A 12695-nucleotide genomic window follows, 5' to 3' on the forward strand; every position below is an offset into this window, starting at 1 on the left:
TAATTAACAAAACCATTTACAAATTTTAATCTATGAAAGTACATTTTCAACCATCAGGTGTATTAGAAAATTTTTTGCAAAGAAATCAAAACGGCGTTTCAAAAGCTGTAAACCATGTTTCGTTTAAAATGTGTTGTATGTGTTAGTAAAAAAAATTTAATTTAAATTCTACTAATCACATATACTTAATATAAAAATGAAAACATCTATACAAAACATACTTACAATACTATTCTTTTTAACCTTCTCAATCTCTTTTGCTCAAAACATAGAAGGTGTAGTTACTACAAATGAAAACATACCTTTGGCAGCAGCAAATGTTGTAATTAAAGGAACAACTTATAGCACAATAACGGACGAAAACGGAAAATTCAGCATTGATACACAAGGAAGACTTCCTTTGACACTTTTGGTTCAGTACGTTGGTTATACTACGGCAGAATATAATGTTTCTGTTTTACCGGCAACTCCGTTACAGGTATCTCTTAATGAAGAAAACAAACTTGTAGAAGTTGTTGTTTCTTCAAGACGCCGTATCGAAAAAGTTCAGGATGTGCCAATTGCTGTTTCTGTTATTACAGGAAAACAAGCGGAACAAACAGGAGCTTTTAACGTAAACCGTATCAAAGAACTTGTTCCTTCTGTTCAGCTTTATTCTTCAAACCCAAGAAATACCGGAATCAACATTAGAAGTTTAGGTTCTCCTTTCGGACTTACCAATGATGGTATTGATCCTGGTGTTGGTTTTTATGTTGACGGTGTGTATTATGCACGTCCGGCTGCAACAACTCTTGATTTTATCGATGTAGAACAAATTGAAGTTTTACGTGGCCCTCAGGGATCTTTGTTTGGTAAAAACACAACTTCGGGAGCTTTTAATATCACTACACGCAAACCAAGTTTTACTTCTGGTGCAGACTTCGAAGTTAGTTACGGTAATTATTCCTTTTTGCAGGCTAAAGCATCTGTAACAGGGGCTTTGAGTAAAAAAATAGCGGGTCGTCTTTCATTTTCAGGTACTTCTCGTGACGGTCTAATTGAAAATGTTGCTACGGGAAGATCTACAAATACCTTAAACAATCAGGGAATCAGAGGTCAGTTACTTTATAACCCGTCTGAGAATACAAATATTATATTAGCAGCAGATATTACAACACAACGTCCGGACGGATATGCGCAGGTTGTGGCAGGTGTTGCTCCAACAAAAAGAGCACCTTACCGTCAGTTTAATGCTATTATCGCTGACTTAAATTACCAATTGCCAAGTCAAAACGCATTTGACCGTAAAATTGATCAGGATACGCCTTGGCGTTCTAATCAGGACATGGGAGGTATTTCCTTAAATGTTGATACTAAAATTGGTGGTGGAACTTTAACTTCGACAACAGCATGGCGTTTTTGGAACTGGGATCCGTCAAATGACAGGGATTTTACAGGATTACAAGTTCTTGCAAAATCACAAAACCCTACAAGACAAACTCAAATAACACAAGAGGTTCGTTATGCAGGTCAGATTTCATCAAAATTTAGTGGTGTTATTGGTGCCTTTTTCATTGACCAGACATCACAAACAGACGGAACTGAAGAATCTGGTAATGCACAATGGAGATTTTCGCAAAGTTCGACTAGTCCTTTATGGGCAACTCCGGGTCTTTTTGAAGGATACGGAATCAAAACTGATGCGAATATCAGAGCATCCAGTGCTGCTGTATTTGGACAATTAGACTGGGCTGTTACAGAACGTCTGCATGTTTTACCTGGTTTGAGATATAACTTTGATAAAAAAGATGCACATTACAGCCGTACAACTTACGGAGGTCTTCAGACAACAGATCCTGCATTACTGGCTTTGAAAAAATCAGTTTACTCTGATCAGGCGTTTGATTCAGATACAGATAACACAGATTTTTCCGGAAACATAACTGTATCTTTTAAAGCTACTGACAAAATCAATGCTTATGCTACTTTTGCAAAAAGTTACAAACCGGTTGGTGTAAACGTTGCCGGACTTCCGACAAATTCTGCGGGTGCGCCTTTATTGGAGCTTGCTGTAATCGAACCGGAAGAAGTAAATCATTATGAGATTGGGGTAAAAACTTCTCCTTTTAAAAATTCAATTTTCAACCTGACATTCTTTAATACCGATATCAAAAATTTCCAGACCAACGTACAGGCTGCAGAGTTAGGTGTTAACCGTGGTTACCTTGCCAATGCAGACGAAGTTCAGGTGAGAGGTGCTGAACTTGATGCTAGTTTTGTTGTGAGTCCAAACCTGACAATAAACGGAGCTGCTACTTATACAGACGCTAAATACGTAAGATTTACAAATGCACCACTTCCGTTGGAAGAAACAGGATCTTCTGTATCTTTTAAAGATGTTTCAGGAACGGCTCTACCGGGTGCTTCAAAATGGGCAGGATCTTTAGGTGGTGAACTTTCTGATCAGGCAAGATTCTTCGGGAATGCAGGTAAAGTTTTCCTTGCAATCGATTCTTACGCCCGTTCTGAATTCTCATCAAGTCCTTCTGCTTCAAAATATTTAGTAGTTCCGGGATATGCCATTTTTAATGCACGTATCGGTTTCCGCGCCACACAAGGTTTATCTGTTCAGTTCTGGGGAAGAAACCTTTTGAACAAAGATTACTATGAGCAATTATTGCCTGCCGGAGGAAATACAGGACAATACGCAGGTGTACTGGGTGACCAGAGAACCTATGGTGTCACTTTAAAATATTCGCTATAAAAAGCAATCAGTTAATTTAATAGGCAATTAAACGAGGTACATTCCAATGTATCTCGTTTTTTTTTTGAAGTATTGAAAATCACAAATTAATTTTCAAACCAATTTAAAAATTAACCTTTCTATATTTAAGTACTTTGTGTTTGTATATATTCGCAGCCTGAATTTATACAAATAGATGAAATTCCTCAAAGTAGTATTCCTTTTAGTTTTTACAAGTCCGTTTATGTCGGCTCAGACAAAAACAGATCAGCAATCGCTAACCTGGATTCGGTACTATAATATTTTTCCTTTAACTGAAAAATGGGCACTTCATTCGGAGTTTGATAATCGAAGTTTTGTAAATCCTATTCATGAAAATCTATTTGTAATAAGAGTTCAGGGTCGTTACAGAGCAAATAAAATAATGGATTTAGGAGGCGGATTTGCTTATTTTAATGTCAATACGCAGGATCCTCATGCTGATCCGGATTTCTCGGTTCCGGAATATCGGTCCCAACAGGATATCACTTTTATTAACGATATTGCCAAAATTACTTTCCACAATCGTTTTCAGCTGGAAGAACGTTTTATTCAAAAAGCCAGTAAAACCGAATTACTCAATGATTTCTCTTTTTCATTTAGATTCAGATACAGGTTACAGTCGACATTTGATCTTTGGAAAAAAGAAAAACAAAGCCTGAAAGGCACTATTTCTGATGAAATTATGCTGAATTACGGAAAAGACAACCGAAAAAATACTTTCGATCAGAATCGTATTTATGCTGCTTTACGTTATCATTTTACTCCTAATCTTGGTTTGGAATTAGGGTATTTGAAAAGTTATCAGAGACGTTCGAGCGGAATTGATTTTTATGATCGTGATATCATTCGTTTTACGGTTTATCATCGAATTGACCGTCTTAAATAGATATTTTAAATTTCAAATTTTTAAAATTCCAAATTCCAATATATTGTGTTTTCTACTGCAGATTAATAACCTGCAGTAGAAAATCATTTTAATTATTGAAATCTCTGGCAAAAAAATTAGAAATCACCTCTTTGTTTTTTTCCTTTCTTTTCGGCTGACGCAAAATTTCCAATTTTATAAGAAAGAGAAAACATTACATATCTCTTTAAAACCGTATTTTCTTCATCACGGATAGAAGTGGCAGAGATCGTTCTTGTAGCGCTTAAATTTTGATTCAGAACATCATATACTTTTACTTTTGCATATAGCTTTTTATCAAAAAAACCATAGGACAAACTGGTATTCCACAAATAAAAATCTTTTTTGAAATCACCGGAAATATTGGAATTGTAATTGTATCCGAAATCATTTCCGAAGATTAAATTGGCAGGCCAGTACGAAGTGGTCTGCAGATTAATTCTATGTACTACGTTTGAAGTGGCATCCCTTGTATAATTTTCATATTTTGTTTCATTATAGGACAAACTGTATGATGGTGAAATGGTTAGTAACTCTCCATATTCATACGTCAGATATACTTTTGGAGTTACTGCTGTTGATTTTGCATTATAAATTTCCTCATTTGTATATCCTTTATCAAAAGAATAACTTCCGTTGATACCGAAACCATATCGGAAAACGTTAGCATCTTTCTTTATCGACTGATTCCAGTTGGCACCTACAGAAGCAATATAGGTTCCGGAAATATTGGCATATGTTGTTGTTCTTTCTCCACTTTTTTTATAAACCGAAGTCGAAACCACATCATTATTGTAATAATCTCCTTTTAAATATAAGCTGTAACCGGAACGGGTACGAAAATCAAAATTCTTAAAATCTATACTTGCCGTATTTTTTTCGATGGGATTCAGGTCAGGATTACCAATTATAGTATTTAACGGATTGTTCAGATTCAGCACAGGCATTAATTGAACAGCCGATGGAAGTGCATTTGAATAATCATATTTGAAAGTCAGGTTTTTTGATCGGCTGAACTTATAACGAAGCTGCAGATTTCCAAAAGGTAAAGCATATTTTTTGTTTAAATCTGTTTCTTTATTTAAGTACAAAGAATAATTATCGTACCCAATAACAGAAGTTTTAGAATTCATATTAAGCGTAAATTTACTTTTTTGCCAGGTAATTCCAAACTTCGGACTAATCGCACTTTGTCTCGAAGTAGTGTAATTTGAAATGGAATCATTCAAGTCAGAATAAGAATTCGTCGCTGCATTAAAATCGAATGTTTTGGCATCATTTACCGTATCTGCCCAGTCAAAATCAGACCCAAATCTAATTCTCAGCGAATCTGTAATTGGTTCAGTATATTCAACATCAAAAGAATAAGTATTGGCTTTACTGTTATTTTTACTGTTTTGATTTCTTTCGTCGTTTGGTTTATTTCCCTGATAAAAAATCGTTTCAGAAAAATTCAGTCCATTTGAATCACTTTTGGAATTATTGTTGTTAAAAACCAAACTTAGGTTACGGGATTTCTTTTTAAAAGCTTTATTAAAATTAATACTGTTCGAAAAACCGGTATTCGAGCTTTCGCCGTAAGATTCTGCCGTACTTTCGTTTAAGTCTGCACCACTTTCGTCTTCAGAAAAAGTTGAAGAAGAGGATTTACTATTAGAATGTGATTCATTTAGTTTTGGAGCCACAACAAGCCTGGTCGTCGGATTGATTTTATATTCTAATTCAAAATTAGCATTGTTGCCTGTATTTTCACTTCTGGTTTTAGAATCAGATGAAGTCAGGATATTTCCGGTAGGTAAAAAATTAATCTGATCTGATTTACTATCATTTTTATTGATCGAGTTCGAAAAATTGTAACTGCTCATGAATTCCAGATCTTCTGTCCAGTCATCAGAATAATTAATTCCGACCAGATTTGACTGGGTTATTCCTTTCCCGCCTCCGGAACTTCTGGAATTTCCTTTGCTGTTTCTTCCTCCTCCCATATTATCAAAAACCTCATCCTGGGCAAATCCGGAAGAATTAATATTATTGGATGACGCCAAAACGCTTATTTTTTGTTTGTTTTTAAAGAAATTTAAAATCAGGCTGCTTTCATATCGTTCATCAGATCCGTAGCCGCCAAGTATTTTACCAAAAAACCCTTTGTTTTTCTTTTCGTCAATCGTAATATTTATACTCGAATAATCTGAAGTTGATTCTTGTTTGGAAAGTTCTTCTTTTTTGGTTTTAAAATCAGAAACCTGAACTTTTTTGATGATATCTGCCGGAAGGTTTTTTAGGGCTATCGCACCGTCTTTATCAAAAAAGGTTTTTCCGTTTACCAAAAGCTGGGTGACTTCCCTCCCATTTACGGTAATTTTTCCATCATTATCAACATCAAATCCGGGCAGTTGTTTTAATAAAGTTTCAACATTTGAATCAGGGCGTACTTTGTATGAGGCAGCATTAAATTCGAGAGTATCTTTTTTGATGGTGATGGGAGCTGCTTCGGTTTTAATAACCACATTTTCTAAGGCATTGACACTTTCGAGCAAATACAATTTGCCAAAATCCTTGCTTTCCAAAAGACCTTTTTCTTCTTCATAATAAGGCTGATAGCCCATATAATTTACTTTTAGAAAAACAGGTTTATCGAATTTCTTGGTGTTAATACTAAAAAAGCCATTTTTGTCTGTAGTCGCATATTCAATTATGGTAGAATCTTTTACAGTTGTAAAATAAACGGTAGCCATTTCAAGAGGTAACTGTGTGTTAAGATCAACGACAGTTCCTTTGACAATAATATTATTCTGGGCATTTGCCGAATAACATAAAATAAAAAACAGTAAGTAATAATATAATCTGGTCATAAGATTGGGTTAGTTAGAACTATAAGACTAAAAAAAATGCAAAAGGTTTAATTGTATTTTTAACATTTATTTTGTTTTCTATTTTCAAAAAAGGTGCCAATAAATTATTATTATGAAACCTTCATAAAAAACAAGCTGATTTACAACAATTTAAGCATAAAAAAAGGGTAAAACACCCCGCTTAAAAACAGTATTTAGCCTAATATCTTTCTCATTAAAATACAAAAACTTTGCTATCTCGAATTTTTAAAACAAGGAGATTTTCAGAAAATCCTTAAAAGAGTATGACAGAGAAGCCGAAAACTGATTAAAGTAGGCAAATTAAACCAAATTATCATGAGAAATATTTTAAAAGGCTCCTTAAGAGGACATGTATGCGAAGACTGTATTGAGGTTATATCAGATGTTGAAGTTTTATTTTATCTTCCGTACAGAAATGAAACTCCGGCTAATTCGACTTCAAACATAAAAGAAACATTTCATTTAGTTTTAAAAGAAGAAGTAAAACAAAGAGAAAAATTGCTGATTGGCAAAGCAATGACAGACAAAAACGGAAATTTTGAATTTGAAATCAATGAACAATATTTAAGAGCTGATCTTGACATTGATTTTATTTGTGGTACAGTTCCGCCAAAACCTCCAAAACCAAAAAGAGACGAAATACTGCAGTTTCACATTACTACTATTTCTGTATATGAAGAACTTGCAAAACAGGTACAAAGCCAAAATTACAGATGGGAATATAATATTGCTTACAAATGGTGGTGCTACATAAGAGGACATTTTTTTGATGCCTGGGTTATTTGTGGCCACCTGATGAATTGCAGAACAAATGAGCCAATTGCCAATGCAAAAGTTACTGCAATGGATGCTGATTTCCTTACGGATGACAATTTGGGGTCTGCAACAACAGATTCTTACGGACATTTTAGAATTGATTATTCTTCGGCAGATTTTAAAAAGACATTTTTATCGCCGTGGATAAACATTGAAACCGATCCCAGTTTTCTTTCTTTCCAAAGTGGCCCTGATGTCTATTTCAAAGCCGAGTTATCGGGAACAAAATTGGTAGATGAAACCAAGGCAGATGCGCGTAAAAATGTGGGCTATTGCCTGTGCGTAAATTTATGTTCTGAAATATCCGTAACCGATCCGGGAGAAACTTTTCCGAGTGCGTGGACAGGAATTGGGTCTAAATTTAGCTCTTCTTACGGAACAAGTGCTCCAGATTTTGATGCTGAAGGTTACGCCAGTTCCGATAAAAATGTCTTGTTTTCAACTATAAAACTGACCGGGCAGGCCGCTTTGAGATCCGCAGCCGGAAATCCGATTGAATACCGTTTTTCTGTAAGTGATGTGACTCTTCCAAACGATGACGCAAACAATCCTCCATTGGCAGGTTTTACTAAAATAGTAGGGTTATATCCTAATTTGTTTGTCCCGGGGGTTGTTTCTAAATTAATCCGAAAAGTGTATTCTCCTATTCTTAATCAGATTTCGGTGTATAGTGACCAGTCTGATTTTGACGCCGAAGGCTGGTTCGACGTTAACCATGCGATAGAAAGAGCATTGGTCAATGCTGGTTTAACCCCGGCAGATCTGGCTTTATATAATATTATTGAAGAAGACACCTTAATCGCAATGAACACGGCAGCCTTAACCACTGCTGCGGATGTTCCCAATATTTTTAGTGCAGGACAGCCTATTCCGCCAACAAATGAAATTGGGGTTGAAAAATTTGCCATACGTTTTGAGATCAGAGAAGTAATTAACAAAGCTGCAAATCAGTTTAACAATATAAATGGCGGAAAAATATTGAATTCGGTTATTATGAATAACAACCCGATTTACAGAAGACTGGCAATTAAGGAGCTTGAAGAAACTACACTTTGTGATCCTATTAGTGGTTTGGTCACTGCAAAATATACTTTGTACCATCCGTATTTAGCTTCTGGCAAATTACATTTAAACAGCAATAGCCTTACTATAAACAGAGATATTGCTGATGGTGTAATAGATAATACAACATTGGTAAAAAGAATAAAAGATGATTCTGTACTAAATACTCCGCCTGATAATCTGACACGTTGTACTTATAGTTTAAAACTCTATTCTTCAACCAGAAAACATAATGGAGAAGATGGTGATTCTGATGGAGGCTCACCATTGGAACAACTTTTCTTTTATGATGTTTAAAATGAAAAATTTATGAAGTAAAAAAGCAACATTTCAAAGTTTGAAATGTTGCTTTTTTTATTGATTCCTAAAAGGATTTTTTTATTTCTCTCTGATATAAATATCAATCGGAACTCCTGCAAAATCCCAATTTTCTCTGATTTTATTTTCAAGATATCTCTTGTATGGTTCCTTAACATATTGAGGCATGTTGGCGAAAAACACAAACTGAGGCGTTTGGGTTGGCAACTGCATACAATATTTAATTTTTACATATTTACCTTTTGTTGCCGGTGGCGGATAAGCTTCAATTACTTTCAACATATATTCGTTGAATTTTGAAGTGGCAATTCTTTGTTTTCTGTTTTCAAAAACCTGAACTGTCGCTTCTAATGCTTTCAATAAACGTTGTTTCGTTAAAGCCGAAACGAACAAAATTGGCACATCTGTAAAAGGCATTAATTCTTTTTTGATTTTCTCTTCGTAATCTCTTGTAGACATGGTATCTTTTTCAACCAAATCCCATTTGTTTACTAAGATTACAACACCTTTACGATTTTTTTCTGCCAGCCAGAAAATACTCTGATCCTGACCTTCAAATCCACGGGTTGCATCGATAACCAATATACAAATATCTGCATGCTCAATTGCTCTTACAGAACGCATTACAGAATAAAATTCTAAATCTTCCTTCACTTTAGCTTTACGACGGATTCCCGCTGTATCCACTAAGTTAAACTCAAAACCAAAACGGTCAAATTTGGTATCAATTGCATCACGAGTTGTTCCTGCAATATCCGTTACCATGAAACGCTCTTTACCAATTAATGCATTGATAAAGCTTGATTTACCTGCATTTGGACGACCTACAACAGCAAAACGCGGTAAAACCACTTCTTCCTGAACAGGTTCTGGTTTCTCTGGGAAAGAATCAATCAAGGCATCTAATAAATCTCCTGTTCCACTTCCTGAAATACTTGCAAATGTGAAATATTCACCTAAACCAAGATTATAAAACTCAACAGCATCTTTTTCACGCATTGCGTTATCAACCTTATTTACTGCTAATAAAACCGGTTTTGTTACTTTACGAAGCAATTTAGCAACGGTTTCATCCATTGGCGTAATTCCTTCTTCAACATCAACTACAAAAATAATAACATCGGCTTCGTCGATAGCAAGCTCAACTTGTTTACGAATTTCACCTTCAAATACGTCATCACTTCCGCGAATGTATCCTCCGGTATCAATTACAGAAAACTCTTTTCCGTTCCACTCGCTTTTACCATAGTTTCTATCACGGGTAACCCCAGATACTGAATCTACAATAGCTTCTCTTCTTTGTATCAGCCTATTAAAAAGGGTTGATTTCCCTACATTAGGTCTTCCTACTATCGCAACAATGTTATTCATTTTTTTGAATTTTAGATCTCAGATTCACAATTTCAGATTTCGTTTTTGACTAGATCACAATAAATTATAAACCTAAAATGCTTTATTTTAATTTTTTGCAAAGGTAGTTAAAAAAAGTTGCTATCCCGAAGCCTCGGGATTAAGTTTCAAAGTACCTAAGTTTTTATTGTTTTTTGTTTCAAGTTTGAGGTTTCACGTTTCAAGTTTTAGAACGCAGAAAGTATAATCAAAAAATTGAAAGCTATTTATTTTTCAGGAGCTTAATCCAGCTGTCCACTATATCTTTTATGGCGAACCCCGCCATAAAAGGATGCCGTTCCCATCTGGGCTAGGGCACTCATTTTTAAAAGAATTTTTCAATTATTCCAATTTCGCATTTCAAACCTGAAACCTGAAATAAATCAACGATTAAAATTTACTGATTATAACCGAATCGTTTTAGCATATTGGCATTGCTTCTCCAGTTTTTATTCACTTTTACATAAAGTTCGATGTGAATTTGTTTTCCGAAGAATTTCTCTAAATCCAGGCGGGAATCCATTCCGACTTTTTTCAGGGCTGCACCTTTATGTCCGATGATGATTCCTTTTTGGGTTTCGCGTTCGACCATAATTACAGAACGGATTCTGATGATTTTTTCGTCTTCAAAAAATTCCTCAGTAACGATTTCAACCGCATACGGAATCTCTTTACTGTAATTCAACAGGATTTTTTCACGAATGGTTTCGTTTACAAAGAAACGTTCCGGTTTGTCTGTTAGCTGATCTTTAGGATAATAAGCCGGAGATTCTGGTAATAATTCGATGATTCTTCCAAAAACTTCCGGTACATTAAAATTCTGCAGCGCCGAGATTGGGAAAATCTCTGCATTTGGCACTTTCTCTTTCCAGAAAGCAACCTGCTCTTCTAATTGTTCCTGATTTGAATTATCGATTTTATTCAATAACAACAGAACCGGAATTTTAGCGTGAATGATTTTATTAAAAAAAGCTTCATCTTTTAAATCCTGCTCTCCTACTTCGACCATGTAAATCAAAATGTCAGCATCTTCAAAAGCCGATTTTACAAAGTTCATCATCGATTCCTGCATTTCGTAAGCCGGTTTGATGATTCCGGGTGTATCAGACAAAACCAACTGAAAGTCTTCTCCGTTTACGATTCCCAAAATTCTATGACGTGTAGTTTGTGCTTTTGATGTAATGATCGATAATCTTTCTCCAACGAAGGCGTTCATCAGGGTTGATTTTCCAACATTTGGATTTCCGATAATGTTTACGAATCCTGCTTTATGTGACATTTGCATAATATTTAAGGTGCAAAGGTAGTCATATCAACTCAATACAGAAAATAAAACATTTTTTAAAGTTTTCGTTGTTTTTCTCAAAAAACGGCGTATCTTTGCACCCGAAACATCGCGGGATAGAGCAGTAGGCAGCTCGTCGGGCTCATAACCCGAAGGTCACAGGTTCGAGTCCTGTTCCCGCTACTAAAACAAAAAGCTTCAGAGAAATCTGGAGCTTTTTTTGTTTATAGCTTTCTGATTCTCTTTGCGGGCACAGATTGCAAATCTGCGCTATCGTTGCGGATTTTTTGTCTACATTTTTTTATTTTGAAAGATGTAAATCATATAACTTTCCCGAAACAAATTAAACATTTCGAAGAGGGCGAAGTTTACTCTATTTATTTTCTGTAAATTTGACTGTATATACAAGCAAAAAATTCTGCTATTAATTTTAAATTATTTATCTCAATATAATCAATGTCTACTCTTTATCAAAGTTCAAGAATAATTATTCGAGAATTTTTATCTCAGGAACAACAAACATTTTTAGATCTTTTTAAAGATAATCAAGTTACACAATACCTTCCTGATACTTCACCAGAAAGATATGTAGAAATGTTTAATGAATTGCTTGAAAATTATGAAACGAAAAATCTTAGTCGATGGGCGATATTTGACACTACAAATAATAATTTTATAGGAATTTGTGTTGCTCGTATTTTTGCGCACAATATAAAACAAATAGAAATCGGCTATGTACTTAGTAGGGAATATTGGGGAAAAGGTATTGCTACAGAAGTATGTAAGGCAATAACACAATATAGTTTTGCAAATACAAATACGAAAGAAATTGTAGCCATAACAGATCTCGATAACACTGGCTCACAAAATGTGCTACAAAAAGCCGGATTTAAACGATTAGACAATTTGATAAGAAATGAAGAGGAACTAGCCTATTTTAAGATAGAAAGATCATAATGTCATTTATGTTGACAAAATAAAAAAATTAAATTCAATAATAAATTATATATTTAAATTGGGCAAAATTAGAAACCCTACTAAAACAAAAGCTTCAGAGAAATCTGGAGCTTTTTTTGTTTTGAGAATAATCTAAAAAACTTTCGTTCACGAGCGAGACGCTCGCGCAAGCGGTTGAAAAGATTCAAAATCAAAATTCCATTCTTTCAAATGGATAAATATTTAGGCACAATATCTTACAAAAAGAATATTTACGGGATATTTTTTTATCTTCGAAATTCAGTTTTTTTAATCCGAATGGCTTTATCTTTGAACTTCGGAAAACTA

Annotated in this window: 7 protein-coding genes and 1 tRNA gene; 5 read left to right on the forward strand and 3 right to left on the reverse strand. The window is 34.8% G+C overall.

The features are described 5' to 3' along the window. Positions 1-196: 196 nt before the first annotated feature. On the forward strand, positions 197-2743 hold the full coding sequence (locus DCO46_RS05205; protein WP_116751506.1) for a TonB-dependent receptor: 2547 nt from the start codon (positions 197-199) through the stop codon (positions 2741-2743). Between the two features lie 175 nt (positions 2744-2918). Further along, positions 2919-3650, forward strand: a complete 732-nt coding sequence (locus DCO46_RS05210; RefSeq protein ID WP_116751507.1) for a DUF2490 domain-containing protein — start codon at positions 2919-2921, stop codon at positions 3648-3650. Between the two features lie 116 nt (positions 3651-3766). On the opposite strand, the gene DCO46_RS05215 is transcribed toward DCO46_RS05210, so the two are convergent. Beyond that, complete coding sequence (locus DCO46_RS05215; protein WP_116751508.1) at positions 3767-6520, reverse strand: outer membrane beta-barrel protein; 2754 nt, start codon at positions 6518-6520, stop codon at positions 3767-3769. A 336-nt stretch (positions 6521-6856) separates the two neighbouring features. On the opposite strand from DCO46_RS05215, the gene DCO46_RS05220 reads away from it, so the two are divergent. Next, positions 6857-8716 carry a hypothetical protein gene (locus tag DCO46_RS05220; protein WP_116751509.1) on the forward strand — a complete coding sequence of 620 codons (1860 nt, stop codon included), beginning with the start codon at positions 6857-6859 and terminating at the stop codon, positions 8714-8716. Between the two features lie 81 nt (positions 8717-8797). On the opposite strand, the gene der is transcribed toward DCO46_RS05220, so the two are convergent. Next, entirely contained in the window at positions 8798-10108 is a 1311-nt protein-coding gene (gene der, locus DCO46_RS05225) for a ribosome biogenesis GTPase Der (RefSeq protein WP_116751510.1), read from the reverse strand. 415 nt (positions 10109-10523) lie between these two features. Continuing rightward, entirely contained in the window at positions 10524-11405 is an 882-nt protein-coding gene (gene era, locus DCO46_RS05230) for a GTPase Era (protein ID WP_116751511.1), read from the reverse strand. A gap of 116 nt (positions 11406-11521) precedes the next feature. On the opposite strand from era, the gene DCO46_RS05235 reads away from it, so the two are divergent. Together DCO46_RS05235 and DCO46_RS05240 are read left to right on the forward strand one after the other, a co-directional pair. Beyond that, a tRNA-Met gene (locus DCO46_RS05235) sits at positions 11522-11594 on the forward strand. 273 nt (positions 11595-11867) lie between these two features. Continuing rightward, a complete protein-coding gene (locus DCO46_RS05240) occupies positions 11868-12368 on the forward strand; it encodes a GNAT family N-acetyltransferase (protein ID WP_116751512.1) in 501 nt (166 codons plus the stop codon). Positions 12369-12695 lie beyond the last annotated feature (327 nt).

Source organism: Flavobacterium sp. HTF (genome assembly GCF_003105115.1).
In the GTDB taxonomy this organism is placed as follows: Bacteria; Bacteroidota; Bacteroidia; order Flavobacteriales; family Flavobacteriaceae; genus Flavobacterium.

What these genes read in the sequence shown, in the direction of transcription:
- DCO46_RS05205 (WP_116751506.1), top strand. Translation starts at nt 197, where the DNA reads ATGAAAACATCTATACAAAACATACTTACAATACTATTCTTTTTAACC.
- DCO46_RS05210 (WP_116751507.1), top strand. Translation starts at nt 2,919, where the DNA reads ATGAAATTCCTCAAAGTAGTATTCCTTTTAGTTTTTACAAGTCCGTTT.
- DCO46_RS05215 (WP_116751508.1), bottom strand. Translation starts at nt 6,520, where the DNA reads ATGACCAGATTATATTATTACTTACTGTTTTTTATTTTATGTTATTCG.
- DCO46_RS05220 (WP_116751509.1), top strand. Translation starts at nt 6,857, where the DNA reads ATGAGAAATATTTTAAAAGGCTCCTTAAGAGGACATGTATGCGAAGAC.
- der (WP_116751510.1), bottom strand. Translation starts at nt 10,108, where the DNA reads ATGAATAACATTGTTGCGATAGTAGGAAGACCTAATGTAGGGAAATCA.
- era (WP_116751511.1), bottom strand. Translation starts at nt 11,405, where the DNA reads ATGTCACATAAAGCAGGATTCGTAAACATTATCGGAAATCCAAATGTT.
- DCO46_RS05240 (WP_116751512.1), top strand. Translation starts at nt 11,868, where the DNA reads ATGTCTACTCTTTATCAAAGTTCAAGAATAATTATTCGAGAATTTTTA.